Origin of the sequence: Maribacter flavus (genome assembly GCF_008386635.1) — a bacterium.
GTDB classification, from domain to species: domain Bacteria; phylum Bacteroidota; class Bacteroidia; order Flavobacteriales; family Flavobacteriaceae; genus Maribacter; species Maribacter flavus.
Map to the genome: position 1 here is coordinate 158,367 of NZ_VUOE01000003.1, position 16,684 is coordinate 175,050.

Annotated in this window: 14 protein-coding genes; 9 read left to right on the plus strand and 5 right to left on the minus strand. The window is 43.6% G+C overall.

The annotated features are described in order from the left end of the window. Positions 1 to 90: 90 nt before the first annotated feature. Positions 91 to 504, plus strand: a complete 414-nt coding sequence (locus tag F0361_RS16815; protein ID WP_154920553.1) for a GNAT family N-acetyltransferase — start codon at positions 91 to 93, stop codon at positions 502 to 504. 15 nt (positions 505 to 519) lie between these two features. Here F0361_RS16815 and F0361_RS16820 read toward each other — a convergent pair whose 3' ends face one another. The 5 genes from F0361_RS16820 to F0361_RS16840 all read right to left on the minus strand — a co-directional run bounded on the left by F0361_RS16820 (position 520) and on the right by F0361_RS16840 (position 8,494). After that, positions 520 to 2,766, minus strand: coding sequence for a xanthine dehydrogenase family protein molybdopterin-binding subunit (locus tag F0361_RS16820; protein ID WP_154920555.1), 2,247 nt, complete (start codon positions 2,764 to 2,766; stop codon positions 520 to 522). 31 nt (positions 2,767 to 2,797) lie between these two features. Beyond that, positions 2,798 to 5,068 carry a xanthine dehydrogenase family protein molybdopterin-binding subunit gene (locus tag F0361_RS16825; RefSeq protein WP_154920557.1) on the minus strand — a complete coding sequence of 757 codons (2,271 nt, stop codon included), beginning with the start codon at positions 5,066 to 5,068 and terminating at the stop codon, positions 2,798 to 2,800. A gap of 5 nt (positions 5,069 to 5,073) precedes the next feature. Continuing rightward, the gene (locus tag F0361_RS16830) at positions 5,074 to 5,541 is read right to left on the minus strand and encodes a (2Fe-2S)-binding protein (protein WP_154920559.1); all 468 of its coding nucleotides are present in this window, start codon (positions 5,539 to 5,541) and stop codon (positions 5,074 to 5,076) included. Positions 5,542 to 5,763: 222 nt separating this feature from the next. Beyond that, positions 5,764 to 7,995: a xanthine dehydrogenase family protein molybdopterin-binding subunit gene (locus F0361_RS16835; RefSeq protein WP_138259296.1), complete on the minus strand. Its 2,232-nt coding sequence runs from the start codon at positions 7,993 to 7,995 to the stop codon at positions 5,764 to 5,766. Positions 7,996 to 8,026: 31 nt separating this feature from the next. Beyond that, entirely contained in the window at positions 8,027 to 8,494 is a 468-nt protein-coding gene (locus F0361_RS16840) for a (2Fe-2S)-binding protein (protein ID WP_154920561.1), read from the minus strand. A 224-nt stretch (positions 8,495 to 8,718) separates the two neighbouring features. Between F0361_RS16840 and F0361_RS16845 the strand changes: the two genes are divergently transcribed. From F0361_RS16845 to F0361_RS16880, 8 genes are all read left to right on the plus strand, one after another. Further along, positions 8,719 to 9,150 (plus strand): RrF2 family transcriptional regulator, encoded by a 432-nt coding sequence (locus F0361_RS16845; protein ID WP_138259298.1) that lies wholly within the window; start codon positions 8,719 to 8,721, stop codon positions 9,148 to 9,150. Positions 9,151 to 9,329: 179 nt separating this feature from the next. Next, positions 9,330 to 9,593: a DUF2061 domain-containing protein gene (locus tag F0361_RS16850; RefSeq protein WP_094997718.1), complete on the plus strand. Its 264-nt coding sequence runs from the start codon at positions 9,330 to 9,332 to the stop codon at positions 9,591 to 9,593. A gap of 7 nt (positions 9,594 to 9,600) precedes the next feature. Further along, positions 9,601 to 10,224 (plus strand): phosphoadenosine phosphosulfate reductase domain-containing protein, encoded by a 624-nt coding sequence (locus tag F0361_RS16855; RefSeq protein ID WP_154920563.1) that lies wholly within the window; start codon positions 9,601 to 9,603, stop codon positions 10,222 to 10,224. 9 nt (positions 10,225 to 10,233) lie between these two features. Next, positions 10,234 to 11,172: a sulfate adenylyltransferase subunit CysD gene (cysD, locus tag F0361_RS16860; RefSeq protein WP_138259300.1), complete on the plus strand. Its 939-nt coding sequence runs from the start codon at positions 10,234 to 10,236 to the stop codon at positions 11,170 to 11,172. Between the two features lie 102 nt (positions 11,173 to 11,274). Next, positions 11,275 to 12,522 (plus strand): sulfate adenylyltransferase subunit 1, encoded by a 1,248-nt coding sequence (locus F0361_RS16865; protein WP_154920565.1) that lies wholly within the window; start codon positions 11,275 to 11,277, stop codon positions 12,520 to 12,522. 109 nt (positions 12,523 to 12,631) lie between these two features. Then, a complete protein-coding gene (locus F0361_RS16870) occupies positions 12,632 to 14,722 on the plus strand; it encodes a HEPN domain-containing protein (RefSeq protein ID WP_154920567.1) in 2,091 nt (696 codons plus the stop codon). A 1-nt stretch (position 14,723) separates the two neighbouring features. Then, a complete protein-coding gene (gene cobA, locus F0361_RS16875; protein ID WP_154920569.1) occupies positions 14,724 to 15,560 on the plus strand; it encodes a uroporphyrinogen-III C-methyltransferase in 837 nt (278 codons plus the stop codon). A 59-nt stretch (positions 15,561 to 15,619) separates the two neighbouring features. Next, the gene (locus tag F0361_RS16880) at positions 15,620 to 16,681 is read left to right on the plus strand and encodes an NAD(P)/FAD-dependent oxidoreductase (protein ID WP_154920571.1); all 1,062 of its coding nucleotides are present in this window, start codon (positions 15,620 to 15,622) and stop codon (positions 16,679 to 16,681) included. Positions 16,682 to 16,684: the final 3 nt, after the last annotated feature.

Here is a 16,684-nt window from a genome sequence, read left to right on the forward strand (position 1 = left end):
ATACCAATCGAAACCGAAAGACTCCACATCCAGGAGGCTACCCTAGCCGATGCCGATTTCATTTATGAACTTTTGAACAGTCCCACCTAGTTGGAACATATTGGCGATCGCGGCATAATCTCATTGACCGATGCGGCGGCGTATATAGAATATAGCTTGTTGGCATCATATAGGGAGCGTGGCTTCGGACTTTGGATGGTTTCGGTAAAGGATACCAATGCGCCTTTGGGTATCTGCGGATTTTTAAAAAGGGATTATCTCGATGCACCCGATATCGGCTTTGCCCAATTACCCCAATTTGAAGGCTTTGGCTATATGTTGGAAGCGTGCCGCTCCGTCATGGACTATGGTGTATCGCCACTGAACTTCCCAAAAGTGCTGGCGTTGACAACATCCGATAATGTACGCTCCCAAAGACTACTGTCAAAACTGGGTTTTTCGGAAATCGGCACCGTGCAGCCTTCGAACAAAGAAACTCCTTTTCTATTGTTTTCCAATCCCTAGGAAGTAATCCACGAATTACCCCAGCAGTTCCCGTTCCTTTAAAAAGGGCTGTTTGTACGCGCGTTTTCCCGTCGCCTTGTACATGGCATTCGCCAAGGCGGCAAAAATAGGAGGGAAGGAAGGTTCCCCCAATCCCGTGGGATGGATGTCACTTTCCACAAAGTGCACATCGATTTCCTTGGGCGCCTCGCGCATGCGGATCATGCGGTAGGTATCAAAATTTTGTTGGTCCGGCACACCGTCCTTAAAGGAAATTTCGCCGTAGAGTGCATTGCCTATCCCGTCCACGATACCGCCCTCGGCCAGATTCGTTGCGGCATCCGGGTTGACCACGATTCCACAATCGATTGCGCAGGTTACCTTTTGAACGACCGGTTCATTGTTTTCCCACGTCAGGTCCAATACCTGGGCCGCATAAGAATTATGGCAGAAATAGGCGGCCACGCCTCGCGCCACGCTATCCCTATTGGACCAATTGGACTTTTCCTTTACTAGTTTCAATACGCCGGCATAGCGGTGGGCCTCATAATCATTATTTTCCCCAACGGGATTGTGCTGGGCGCGTTCCAATAGTTCCAACCTAAAGTCTATGGGGTCCTTACCAGTGGCTTCGGCCACTTCATCCAGGAAGGACTGTTCTGCACAGGCGATAAAATTGGAGCTGGGTGCCCTAAAGGAACCTACGGTCAGGTTGGTGTCGATGGTCCAATCTTCCGCCAAGTAATTCTCAACGGCTCCGGCGGGAAAGCGGTTTTCATGCAGGGGACTCTGAGGAATTCCACCCGTCTTTACATGAAAGCCGATGAGGTTGTTATTGGCATCCAGCGCCGCCCGATAGGTGGCCCTGTAGGAGGGTCGGTAAATACCATTGGTCATATCGTCCTCGCGGGAATACACCAATTTTACGGGGGCCTTCATTTTCTGGGAAATAAGGGCCGCCTCCACGAGCCAATGTGCATAGGACCTTCGGCCATACCCACCGCCCAAACGGGTCATCTGTATCTCTATATTTTCAATGGGTATGCCCAATCGGGCCGAAAGGGTCTGTTCCGTTAGTTCAGGTTTTTGCAACGGACCAATGAGCAAGGCTTTATTATCGGAAACATCGGCAAAAAAGTTCATGGGCTCCATGCAATTGTGCGCCAAGAAAGGTGCCGTGTAGGTGGCCTCCAAAACCTTGGCCGCATTTTTAAAGGCATTTTCAGGATGGCCGTCCCTACGTTTCACCGTCGCTTTTTTGGAAGCGATGGCTTCCATCTCCGCATAGTGTTTGGCTGTGCTTTCCAGTCCGCCCGGGGTGTATTCCTCCCATTTTCTGCCAAAGCGGTTTCGGGTCTCCGTAATACCTTCAATGGGTTCGCAATCTATTTTCAAGGCTTTTTTTGCATTCATGACTTCCCATGTGGAATTGCCCACAATGACCGCAACCTCGTTGAACGTTCGCGTATCAAAGAAGGCTTTCTCATAGTCGTCATTAAATACCTCGATGGTAAAGATGGATTGGATACCGGGCATGTTTTTTGCCTCGCTGTCGTCAATAGATTTTAGTTTGAGCCCAAATGCCGGGGGCGTTACAATCATGGCGGTCAACATGCCCTCTTTATAGGTGTCTACTCCAAATAAAGGTTTACCCGTAACGATTTTGTGGCCGTCCACATTTTTTTGGGATGTACCAATAATGGTGAAATCCTTGATTTCCTTTAATTGCACTTCTTCGGGTACCTTCATAGTTGCCGCAGCGGATGCCATTTCGCCATAGGAAGCACTTTTGTCACTTTCGGTATGTGTTAAAATGCCTTTACGTGCACTGATTTCTTCTGATGGTACTTGCCAATCTTGGGCCGCCGCAGCAATCAACATGGCCTTAGCGGAGGCACCGGCCATACGCAGCCCTTCCCAACCCCTGCGAATGGATTGGCTTCCACCCAAAAATTGAAGTGTAAAAGCCGCCGTATCCAAGGGTGCCTGCTCCACGATTACATCCTTCCAATCCACGCCCAGCTCATCCGCAACAATCATGGGCATGGAGGTCTTTACATTTTGACCTCCCTCCGGATTAGGTGATAGAATGGTCACCTGACCATTGTCCGCTATTCTTAAATATCCGTTGATTTTAAACCATTCCTTTGGTAGTTGGTTCACTTCTTCCGCTGACATTTTGCAGGATGCTAACCAGCTAAAGCCCAGTACCATTCCACCACCGGCCAAGGCACTACTTTTTATAAATGATCGACGTCCAATTTTAGTTTTAACGGTGGTCACTTATTCTGATATTTTAGATTCGTTTTGAGCATTATCCTACTAATGGCGGTTTGTCCGTTATAAAGGGTTGATGATAATGTCTTCTGCCCGTAGCCTTATACAATGCATTCGCCAAGGCCCCCATAACGGGAGGAAATGGCGGTTCACCCATGCCTGTTGGGTCTATGTCATTTTTCACAAAGTGCGTTTCAATGGATTTTGGTGCTTCGCTATGCCGAATCAATCGATACCGGTCAAAGTTGTTCTGTTCTGGAGCACCGTCCTTAAAGGTAAGGCCACTATACATAGCATGGCCAATTCCGTCAATAGCTCCCCCTTCGGATAGGTTCGATGCCGCATCGGGGTTTACCACAATACCACAATCGATGGCAGCCGTAACTTTCTGAACGACGGGTTTGTTATTTTCCAGTACCATATCCAATACCTGGGCAACGTAACTGTCGTGGCAGAAATAGGCTGAAACCCCTCTGTGAACTCCCGCTTCGGATTGGCCCCAATTCGCTTTTTCTTTTACCAATTCCAGCACCCCTGCATATCGGGCCGCGTCATAATCGTTGGATTCCTTTTCCCCGACCGGGTTCTCTTGGGCTCGTTTTAGTAGTTCCAATCTGAAATCGATGGGATCCTTGCCCATTTCCTCGGCCAGTTCATCCAAAAAGGACTGTTCCGCCCCGGCGATAAAATTGGAGCGTGGCGCTCTAAATGCACCGGTGGTAATGTTGGAATTAAGGGTAAAGTCTTCAGCTAAATAATTGTCAATGGCTCCGGCAGGGAATCGATTGGCGAATACTGGGCTTTCCGGAATTCCCCCGCCCTTTACATGAAAGGCTATCAATTTATTATCTGCGTCCAAGGCCGCACGATAGGTGGCATAATACGCTGGGCGATAAATCCCTTGCGTCATATCATCTTCCCGACTATAGACCAATTTCACGGGAGCTTTCATTTTTTTGGATATCAAGGCGGTCTCCACCATAAAATGGCCATAAAGCCTCCTACCAAAACCACCTCCTTGTCGCGTCATTTGAATATCAATGCTTTCCAAGGGTAATCCTAAAACTTCGGAAACGGCGGGTTCCATCCATTCTGGGGTTTGTGTAGGACCTAATAACTCCGCATGGTCTTCCGTTACATGTGCAAAGAAATTCATGGGTTCCATGGTATTGTGTGCCAAAAACGGACAACTATAACTCCGCTCAATAATTTTGGCGGCATTTTTAAAGGCGGTTTCAGGATCGCCATCTTTGCGTGTTACCTTTCCTTTGGAAGTCACCAATTCCTTTAATTTGGTGGTATGGGTCTCCGAATCTTCCATACCGGCGGGAAAGTTAACTTCCATATCATTGCCGAACATGGTTACGGTTTCTGTAATATCGGAAGCGTTTTCCCATTCGATATTCAAAGCTTTCTTGGCCTGAAATACCTGCCAAGTGCTTTCCCCTACCACAGCGATCAACTCATTGAAGGCCGTAAAGTGAAAGGTATTTTTTTTGTAATCTTCATCGTATAGTTTGATGGAAAAAATATCATGAATTCCTGGCATCTGCTTGGCAGACTCCGCATCAAAGGATTTAAGTTTCATGCCAAAGGCAGGCGGATGAACCAATGAGGCGATCAACATACCTTCCCGCTGTACGTCCAATCCAAATAGGGGTTGGCCCGTTACTATTTTTTTGCCATCCACATTTTTACGTGATGTTCCGATAATGGAAAAATCTGCAATCTCCTTCAATTCTATTTCTTCGGGCACTTCCAAGCTCGCCGCAGCTGAAGCCATTTCGCCATATCCGGCGAAATTGCCGCTTGCTTCGTGTGAAAGAACACCTGCAATAGCGGTAATTTCTCCAGCGGGCACCTGCCACGCCTGTGCCGCTGCATTTTTTAGCATCTGTCTGGCGGTGGCTCCCGCCATACGTAGGTTTTGCCAAGAACTGCTTATCGATCTACTGCCGCCGGCTACCTGCCAACTATACAGATTTGTATTTAAGGGTGCTTGCTCAACGACCACATTTTTCCAGTCCACCTCCAGTTCGTCCGCAACGATCATGGGCATCGAGGTCCGAACGTTTTGTCCAATTTCTGGATTGGGGGACATAATGGTAACGACCCCATTATCCCCAATTTTTAAATATCCATTGATTTCATACCATTCCTTTGGCATTTCCAATTCCATCGCCACGGCATCCGCACCCTTAGGTTTACAGGAATTTAGCCAACTAAATCCTAGTACCAGTCCACCTCCCGCAAGACTGGTGTTTTTTATAAATGCACGTCTTCCTAGTTTTGTTTTGATATGGGTCATCTGTTTTATGAATTTTGGTTAGTGTTGGCAGCCATTTTTATGGCTTTTCTAATTCTGGTATATGTTCCACATCGGCATATATTTCCATTCATGGCATTTTCAATTTCGGTGTCCGATGGATTTGGGTTTTTCTTCAGTAGGGCGGAAGCCGTCATAATCTGACCTGCCTGGCAATAACCGCACTGAGGAACGTCCACTTCTAGCCAAGCTTTCTGAACCGGATGGTCCCCATTTTCTGAAAGCCCTTCTATCGTGGTAATTTCCTGGTCGCCCACGGATGATACAGGAAGCTGACAAGATCTAACGGCATTGTCGCCCAGATGTATCGTACAGGCACCGCATTGGGCAATTCCGCAACCGTATTTGGTTCCTACCATATGTAAATGATCTCTAAGTACCCAAAGCATGGGAGTTGTTGGGTCAACATTGATTTCATGTTGTGTTCCGTTGATTTTTAATGAGAATGCTGCCATAATTTTTGATAAGTTGTTGTCCTTGTTGAAATTACAAAATATTGATATACAAAAGGAAAACTAAGGTAGGGAAGTTCAAAATAAAGTAGGTTATATGACTTTTAGCTTTGGTTGGCGTGGAATTAAAAAAGTGTTACCGAAAAAAACTTCGATAACACTTTTCAAATTTACGGCCGTGGGGTCGTAACGGTAATACCTAGCAATTATAGGCTAAGCAATATACTATCCCACTATTTCCTTTTCAAGAATAAAGGGTTGATTGTAGACGCGTTTTCCGGTAGCCTTATACATGGCATTCGCCAATGCCCCGATAACAGGTGGCAACGAAGGTTCTCCAAGTCCGGTAGGGTCTATACCGTTATCCACAAAATAGGACTCTATCTGTTTGGGCGCCTCGCTATTTCTAATTAAATGATAGGAGTCGAAGTTCTGCTGCTGCGGAACCCCGTTCTCAAAGGTCATTTGAGAATAAGTAGCATGTCCAATACCGTCTATAATACCCCCTTCAATCTGGTTTTTGGCACTGATTGGATTGATTACGATTCCACAATCCACGGCACAAACAACCTTTTCTACCATAGGTTTGTTACCGTCCATGGTAAGATCCAATACTTGGGCTACATAGGAATTGTGGCAGTAATAGGCGGATACTCCCCTGGCTTTACCATTATCCAAACCGTCCCAATTGGCTTTTTCCTTAACTAATTTTAAAACACCGGCATAGCGTTCGGGATCGTAATCATTTTTCTCAGGTGGTCCAACGGGGTCTTTTATCGCCCTGTCGAACAATTCCAAACGGAATTCGATAGGGTCTTTACCGGCCAATTCGGCTACCTCGTCCATAAAGGACTGCTCTGCACCGGCCATAAAGTTAGACCTAGGTGCTCTCCATGCCCCTGTCGTAATTTTGGTCTGTAGGCTTGTCTTTTCAGCTAAATAATTATCTACCGCTCCCGCAGGGAATCTATTTTCAAAAACTAAATCATCATTAGTTCCAACTCCCTTCACGGACCAAGCTATTAGATTGTTATCCTTGTCCAATCCTGCCTTGAACCTCACTTTGTAGGCAGGGCGGTAGGTTCCTTGGGTCATGTCGTCCTCTCGGGTATACACCAATTTGATCGGAGCCTGTACTTTTTTGGAAATAACGGCTGCCTCTACACCAAAGTGTCCGTAGAGCCTACGTCCAAATCCACCACCCATACGAGTCATGCCAACATCTATTTTATCAATGGGCAATCCTAACACAGAGGATAAGGTCTTTTCCAAAAACTCAGGAGTCTGTATAGGACCTTTCACTTCGGCCTTGTCCGCAGTTACGTTGGCAAAAAAGTTCATGGGCTCCATTGTATTGTGGGCCAAAAATGGAGCACTATAGGTTCGCTCGATGACTTTGGCCGCACCTTTAATGGCCTTGTTAAAATCCCCATCGCTACGAGCAGGTTCTTTTGCGGGAGCATCCAACAATTTTGCTAAATCGTCCTCATAGCTTTCGGTACTTTCCAAGTTAGATGGGCTTTCCCATTCCACTTTTAAAGCTTTTTTGGCCTGCATGCACTGCCACGTACTTTCACCCACAATTGCAACTAGTTGTGGTATTCCACCTCCATCGGACCACTGTTTTTCAACCCCTTCTGGATATACATCAACAGGGAAAACATCTATGATTCCCGGCATGGATTTGATTGATTCGGCATCCATTGATTTAAAGGTTTGCCCAAAAGCCTCAGGATGCACTATCATGGCTGTAAGCATACCTTCCTCTTGGACATCGATTCCGAACAATGGTTTTCCTGTAACTATTTTTGGTCCGTCAACATTTAATCTGTCCGTACCTATTATCGTAAAATCATTTATGTCCTTTAACTCAACTTCTTCCGGAACTTCAATATTTTCTGGTGGGTCATTGGGAGAAGCTACACCCACCGCTGCAGATGCCATTTCACCATAACCGGCCGATTTGTTGCTTGCTTTGTGGTAGAGCGTTCCGTTGGATGTGGTCACCTCTTCCAAGGGGACCTCCCAAGCTTTGGCAGCGGCCTGTCTCAACATTTTTCTCGCTGTAGCACCAGCCATACGCAACCCTTCCCATCCTGCTCGGATGGATTGGCTTCCGCCGGCCAACTGTCTCTGGAAAACATCCAAATTTAGCGGCGCCTGTTCCACAATGACGTTTTTCCAATCTACGTCCAATTCATCGGCCACAATCATAGGCATGGCCGTTTTTACGTTCTGTCCGATTTCTGGATTGGGAGACATGATTGTTACCAATCCATTATCACCAATTTTTAGAAAACCATTGATGTCAAACCATTCTTTTGGAAGGCTGTTCACTTCTTCAGGGGTCATTTTACAAGAGGCGAGCCAACTAAAACCCACCATCATACCACCACCGGCAAGTGCCGAAGTTCTTATAAAAGATCGTCTTCCTATTTTTGTTTTTACGAGTGTCATTTTTTTTGATTTTTTTGGTGCTTTGTACGAGTCATGCATTCTGAGTCTCTGAGACTGCCATTTTTATGGCTTTCTTGATGCGTACATAAGTTCCACATCTACAAATGTTTCCGTTCATAGCCGTTTCTATTTCTTCATCGCTGGGGGAAGGATTTCGCTTTAGTAGGGCCGTTGCACTCATGATTTGACCGGCTTGACAGTAGCCACATTGTGGAACATCTATCTCTAGCCATGCTTTTTGTACTGGATGATCGCCGTTTTCAGAAAGTCCTTCTATGGTTGTAATTTCTTGGTCGCCAACAGAGGAAACAGGTAATTGGCACGAACGAATCGCGTTATCTCCCAAGTGAACGGTGCAGGCACCACACTGGGCAATGCCGCAACCATATTTTGTTCCCACCAAATTAAGATGGTCCCTGAGCACCCATAACATGGGTGTGCTATCGTCTACATCGACCTCTAGGGTCTTTCCATTTATCTTTAAGCTGAATTTTGACATAGTGAGTTTGTTTTGAATCGGATGCATTAAGTTACTAAATATTTATAAGTAATGGAGCAAGTATTGTCTTAGATTAACATTTTTTTATTTTGATACTGGCCATAGAAAGAGTCTGCTAACTGAACTCACACGTAACTGGCAATCAGTGTTATTTCAGTTTACGTTTATATCGACTAAATCGCTACACCAAATTTCTCAACCTTAATTTTAATTATCTTTGAAATATGCTTTCCAAGAAGACAAAATACGGATTAAAGGCCCTTGCGTATTTGGGAAACCAAAAAAATCGAAAACCCGTCCAGATTTCCGAAATAGCGGAGCATGAGAATATATCCCAAAAGTTTTTGGAAAGTATTCTCCTAAGCCTACGTAAATCTGGATTTTTGAGTTCCAAAAAAGGTAAGGGTGGTGGATATTACCTCTTGAAGGACCCAGACCAAATATATATGACCGATGTTATGCGGGTACTGGAAGGGCCTATTGCCATGGTACCTTGTGTAAGCCTTAATTTTTACGAAAGCTGTGACGATTGCCCGGACGAAAGGACATGCTCCGTCCACAAATTGATGCTCCAAGTTAGGGACAGTGCCTTGGCGGTATACCGAAACAATACCTTACAGGATATTCTTTGCAATCAACCCAAAGACGAGAAATAAGTTTGCCCATCTAAACCTCTTGTTGGAAATATCTCAATTTCACCCCTGTTTTGTTAATAATCTACTAATTCTATAGGGTAATTATAAATTTTAAGGATTTCATTGGTGATAGGTAAAAATTAAATTCTATTTTTGAAAACTCTACTAGATAAGTAGGGTAATAAAATTTACAATTTAAGATGATTGCAGATCAACTTGTTTTAGATAAGAAAACCACAAAAACGACCTACGCGGAGGATAAAAAATCCGAAAAGCCTATACGAAGTATTGCCAAGGCATTTAGCTGGCGTATCATAGGAACTCTGGACACACTTGTTATTTCATACATCCTTACAGGTAAGATTTCAATTGCGGCATCCATAGCGTCAATAGATTTTGTCACGAAAATGATTCTCTATTTTTTTCATGAAAGGTTGTGGAACTTAATAAAATGGGGCAAATAAAAAAGGTATGGCATTTTCAACATCTCAAATTCAACAATTGAACGCCCAATTCAAGGGTATACCACCAGAGGAAATAATCTCTTGGGCCGTGAAACACGGTAATACCCCAGTGGTTACTACCAATTTTCGGCCTTATGAAGTCGCTATTTTACATGCGGTATCGCAAGTAAGTCAGGACATTCCTGTGATTTGGTGCGATACGGGATACAATACCCCAAAGACTTATAAACACGCGGAGGAGCTAATTGAAAGGTTACAATTGAACATCAAATTATATGTTCCGAGACAGACCTCTGCCCATAGGGATGCCATAATGGGAATTCCACAAATAGATGATCCACGACATGAGGAATTTACCAAGCAAGTGAAATTGGAACCTTTCGCCAGGGCCATGGCCGACTTTAAACCAGATGTTTGGTTTACGAACTTGCGCAAAGGTCAGACAGCTTTGCGTGATAGTTTGGATATATTAAGTTTGAGCAAGGACGGGGTGCTAAAAGTGAGTCCTTTCTATCATTACAATGATACCCAATTAGACACCTATTTAAGGAAGTTCGATCTTCCCAATGAACATAACTATTTTGATCCCACCAAGGTTTTGGCCAATAGGGAGTGCGGATTACATACATAAAGAATACCTATGGAAGTAAAAGAATTGGAAGTACCAGTTGAAATCGGTGAGAATACCGCCCATATCAATGCCCTAGAAAATGAGGCCATTTATATTTTGAGGGAGGTAGCGGCACAATTTGAAAAACCGGTTTTATTGTTTTCGGGAGGAAAGGACTCGATTACTTTGGTAAGGTTGGCCCAAAAGGCCTTCTGGCCCGCTAAAATTCCTTTTCCCTTGATGCATATTGATACCGGACATAATTTTCCCGAGACCATAGAATTTAGAGATCGTTTGGTTAAGGAACTGGGATTGGAACTTATTGTTAGAAATGTCCAGGACTCCATTGACCAAGGAAAGGTCAAGGAAGAGTCTGGAAGATATTCCAGTAGAAACAGTTTGCAGACAACGACGCTGTTGGATGCTATTGAAGAGTTTAAGTTCGATGCTTGTATTGGAGGTGCCCGTAGGGATGAGGAAAAAGCAAGGGCCAAGGAAAGGATATTTTCTGTTCGTGACGATTTTGGACAATGGGACGAAAGAAACCAAAGACCGGAATTGTTCGATATGTTGAACGGTCAGATCGAGTTGGGTCAGAACGTACGCGTGTTCCCTATTTCCAACTGGACGGAGCTGGATGTTTGGTCCTATATAAAGGATGAAGGAATAGAGATTCCTTCCATCTATTTTGCACATAAGCGCAAGACCTTTCTTAGGGACGGTATGATATGGTCGGCCGAAGATGGAATTGTATTCAGGGATGAGGATGAGGTTGTGGAAGAACGGATGGTCCGTTTTAGAACGGTAGGTGATATGTCCTGTACGGCGGCCGTTCTTTCGGATGCCATTAGTATAGATAAGGTGGTAGCCGAAATTAGGGATTCTTCCATTTCAGAACGAGGTGCCCGTATAGACGACAAACGTTCCGAAGCGGCCATGGAAAAAAGAAAACAACAAGGATATTTTTAGAATTTTCTTTTGAAAATTCTGCCGTTGGCTATTAGCTATCGGATATAAATCAAATAATAATTAATGGCCAGCAGCTAAAACCTAATGGCTAACCGCATAAAAATGGAAGTACTAAAAATAGCAACGGCAGGTAGTGTGGATGATGGTAAAAGTACCTTGATTGGAAGGATACTTTACGATACCAAATCCTTGACTTCGGATAAACTCGAAGCCATAGAAAGGACCAGTAAGCAAAAAGGATACGATTATTTGGATTTTTCCTTGGCTACGGATGGTTTAGTGGCTGAAAGAGAACAGGGAATTACCATAGATGTAGCCCATATCTATTTTTCCACTGCGAAGAAAAGCTACATTATTGCCGATACCCCAGGACATGTGGAATATACCCGAAACATGGTAACGGGTGCCTCTACCTCGCAAGCGGCCATTATTTTGATCGATGCTCGTAAAGGGGTTATTGAACAAACCAACAGGCATTTTTTCATCAATAATCTTCTACGTATAAAGGAAGTAGTGGTGGCCATCAATAAAATGGATCTCGTCGATTTTTCAGAGGAACGATACAATGAAATTAAGGCCGATTTTGAAAAACTGATGGAGAAACGGGATTATGCCGATCAAAAAATCACGTTTGTTCCGGTCAGTGCCCTTAAGGGTGATAATGTCGTAAATAAATCCGAAAATACACCTTGGTATAAGGGGGAAACTTTATTGGAGCATTTGGAAGCTTTGGATCTTGCAGCGGTTTCCAATGTGGGCACGCCTCGTTTTCCCGTGCAGTATGTTATCCGTCCAAAAACAGAGGAGCATCATGATTTTAGGGGCTTTGCAGGTAAGGTCTACGGAGGTGAGTTGAGTGTGGGTGATGAGGTAGTCGCCCTACCTTCACAGACAAGGTCTAAAATCAAGGACATTTATGTTTACGATAAAAAATATAAAACGGCTTCTAGAAGGTCATCTGTGACCATTACGTTGGAAGACGAAATTAATCTGAGCCGGGGTGATATGTTGGTCAAGGCCAATGACCTCCCAACCATAGAAAAGCAATTTACAGCTACCATTTCCTGGATGGATTCCAAGCCGTTGGCGGCAGGGAACAAATATGTGGTTCAGCATGGGGTCAATAAGGTATTGGCCAAGGTTGATCAGGTGCATCATAAAATTGCACCGGATTATTCCGGAGTGGATGCCGAAGCCCAGTCGTTGGGTATGAACGATATTGCGGAGGTGAGTTTTAGGTTAAACAAACCTATTTTTTACGATAAGTTCAAAAATCATAGGACCAATGGTTCCTTTATTCTTATCGATACACAATCAAATAATACGGTAGGAGCCGGGTTTATAAGTTAGTCGTAATCCTGAATTAAATGTTGAATATAATTTTAAATTAAAACATATTAATCCGATAGGATTTATATTATTATAAAAGCAGCAGGACAAGATCAAATAAAAAATAGCAATGCAAAGTTTTAGAACAGAAATAGAAAATCCGATTGTTGAAAAGGACATCCTAGAGTTGGAACGAAAGATTCATGAATTCCACGGGGGTAAGTTGGATGAGGAGAAATTTCGAAGTCTTCGCTTGGCCAGGGGAGTTTATGGACAGCGTCAACCAGGGGTTCAAATGATCAGGATTAAGCTGCCTTACGGAAAGGTAACATCTAAACAATTGCATCGTATTTGTGAGGTTTCGGACGAGTATTCTAGAGGTAGGCTCCATATTACGACCAGACAGGATATCCAAATTCATTATGTGGATTTGAACAGGACTCCTGAACTCTGGGCGGAGTTGGAAAAGGATGATATTACCCTCAGGGAAGCCTGTGGTAATACGGTACGCAATGTAACGGCCAGTGAAACCGCAGGCATCGATATAAACGAGCCTTTTGATGTATCGCCCTATGCCCACGCCCTTTTTCAATATTTTTTGAGAAATCCCGTGAGTCAGGAAATGGGAAGAAAGTTTAAGGTTTCCTTTTCCGCTTCGGATGAAGATACCGGACTTTCCTACATGCACGACCTTGGTTTTATTGCCAAAATCAAAGAAGGTATTAAAGGTTTTAAAGTGATGCTTGGTGGGGGATTGGGGTCACAACCGAGGCATGCAGATGTTTTATATGAGTTTTTGCCTTCGGATAAAATAATTCCTCTGATGGAAGTAGTGGTCCGTGTTTTTGACCGCTTTGGAGAACGAAAAAGCAGGGCAAAAGCCAGAATGAAGTTCTTATTAAAAGATGTGGGCTTGGATGGTTTTAGAAAACTGATCGATGAAGAATGCAAGGCAATTCCCTTTAAAACCTATCCCATTGATGCCTTGGAATACCCTAAAATAAAAGTTTCCGAGCTCGAAGCTCCAAAAGTAGAAATTGACGATATCAAGGAATTTGAAAAATGGAAGTCTACCAACATCCTACCACAGAAACAAGATGGTTTTGTGGCGATAGGAATTAAGGTTCTTTTGGGAGACTTTTATACGGAAAAGGCCAGATTGTTAGCGGATTTGGTACAGAACTATGCTGCGGGTGAATTCCGGTTGACTTTGCGCCAAAATATATTGATTCCCCATGTAAGAGAGGATGCCATTCCATTTTTCTTCGCGGAACTAAAAAAACTAGGCTTTGCTGAAGCCGGTTATAATAAGGCCTTGGATATTACCGCCTGTCCCGGAACGGATACCTGCAATCTGGGTATTGCGAGTAGTACGGGAATAGCGGAGGAGTTGGAACGGGTAATAAAAGCAGAATATCCACAATATATTGAAAATCCAGATGTGGTCATTAAAATAAGCGGATGCATGAACGCCTGTGGACAGCACAATATGGCCAATATTGGTTTCCAAGGAATGTCCGTTAGAACTAAGGATAAATTGGTGGCCCCTGCCTTACAGGTATTATTGGGAGGTGGAAATGATGGAAATGGAAATGGACGTTTTGCGGATAAGGTAGTAAAAGTGCCCAGTAAGCGGGGACCTGAAGCCTTACGATTGATATTGGACGATTTTGATGCTAACGGCAATGGAAAATCCTTTCCCGATTATTATGCCGAAAAAGGACAAATGTATTTCTACGATTTCTTGACCCATTTATCCAATGTCGATGATTTAACTGCCGATGATTTTGTTGATTGGGGAAATACCGAAAGATATGAGAAGGCTATAGGTGTGGGAGAGTGTGCCGGGGTTGTCATTGATTTGATAGCCACCTTACTTTTTGAAAGTGAGGAAAAAATTCAGAATGCCCAAGAGAAATTTGAGGAGGAAAAATGGGCTGCCAGTATTTATTATGCCTATGCCTCAATGGTCAATTCGGCCAAGGCCTTATTGACATCAGAAAATACCAAAGTGAACACCCACGCCAGTATTATCAAGGATTTCGATGAGAAGTTTGTTGCCAATGGTAGAATCGAGGTTTCGGGTGGTTTTGAGAACATGGTTTTGCAAATCAACAAAAATGAGCCCACGAGAGAATTTGCGACTTCCTATTTGAAAAATGCAAGATTGTTTTTAGAAACCGTTGAAAAGTATAGGGAACGAGAATTAGCGCAAGTTTAAAATGCAGTTTAACAAACAACCCAATCAAAAAACAATCGCAGCGGCAGTAAACACTCCCTTCCAAACGGGGGGGAGGTTAACTGTTTTGGGAGCAGGACCGGGTGACCCTGAATTGATTACCGTTAAGGCAATAAATGCCCTTCAAAGCGCTGATGTAGTTTTATATGATGCTCTTGTTAACGAAGAGCTTTTACAATATGCCCCAAAGGCAGAAATGATATTCGTTGGAAAAAGAAAAGGTTGTTACACCTATCAACAGGACCAAATAAATGAGTTGATTGTTTCCAGAGCAAAATCCCACGGACACGTAGTCCGGTTAAAAGGGGGTGATCCCTTTGTTTTCGGCCGTGGTGCGGAGGAAATGGAATTTGCAGCTTCCCACGGTCTGGAAACGGCAATGGTTCCTGGAATTTCGTCCAGTTTAAGTGTGCCGGCCTACCAAAATATCCCAGTTACCAAAAGAGGGGTTTCGGAGAGTTTTTGGGTCATTACGGGAACTACAAAACAGCATAAATTATCAGGAGACGTAGCCTTGGCAGCTAAAAGTAATGCTACGGTTGTCATTCTCATGGGAATGTCCAAATTACCCGAAATTGTTTCTTTTTTTAAAAAGGAAGGGAAGGACGAAACAGCTATTGCCATTATCCAAAATGGTACTTGGAAAGACGAGAAAATAGCGGTAGGGACTATTTCCAATATAGAAGACGAAGTAAAGAAGAATAGGTTGTCCAATCCTGCCATCATTATTATTGGTGAAGTGGTTGGACATCGGCAAAAGCTTATCGAAATAAAAAAACGATATGTAAATAGTAAAGAGTTAAAAGTTCTAAGTGAATAGATAAAAGATTTTTTTACCTAAACAGCTAACTCCTAACCACTAAATCCTAATTAAGAAGTATGATAAAAACAGATATTGTAATCATAGGTGCAGGCCCAACAGGATTATTTACCGTATTTGAAGCAGGACTGCTAAAATTAAAATGCCATCTTATCGATGCATTGCCACAGCCTGGTGGTCAGTGCTCGGAGATTTATCCCAAAAAACCGATTTATGATATTCCAGCTTTTCCGGAAATATTGGCGGGTACATTAGTGGATAATCTTATGGAACAGATAAAGCCATTTGAAGCCGGATTTACCTTGGGAGAACGGGCGGAAACCTTGGACAAACAAGAAGATGGCTCCTATATAGTTACCACGAACAAAGGTACACAGCACCATGCACCCGTTGTGGTGATTGCAGGCGGTTTGGGCTCTTTCGAGCCAAGAAAGCCTCCCATTTCCAATATTGTGGATTTTGAGGATAAAGGCGTGGCCTATATGGTTAAGGACCCGGAGGTCTATCGTGGTAAAAAGGTGGTTATTGCCGGTGGAGGAGATTCTGCCCTAGACTGGGCCATTTTCTTGGCCGATGTCGCTTCGGAAGTATCCTTGGTTCACCGTAGAAATGAATTTCGAGGAGCCTTGGACTCCGTTGAGAGAGCATCGGAATTGGCCAAATTGGGTAAAATAAAATTATTCACGGAAGCCGAGGTTAAAAAATTATATGGCGATGAGAAGTTGGAAGCCGTTGTCATCAAACATAACGACGCCGAAAAGGGTGAAACCTACCTAGAAGTGGATAATTTTATTCCGCTTTTCGGACTTTCACCGAAATTGGGTCCTATCGGAAATTGGGGATTGGAAATTGAGAAGAATGCTATAAAGGTGAACAATGCCAAGGACTATCAGACAAATATACCGGGAGTTTTTGCCATTGGAGATGTCAATACATATGAGGGCAAGTTGAAATTGATTCTTTCCGGTTTTCATGAAGCGGCGGTAATGTGTCAGTATGCTTATCAAATCATCAATCCCGGCAAACGATATGTGATGAAATATACTACGGTTGGTGGTGTAGAAGGATTTGATGGCTCCAAAAAAGAGGCTAAAAAAGAAGTGGTACAAAGTATAGCATAGTAA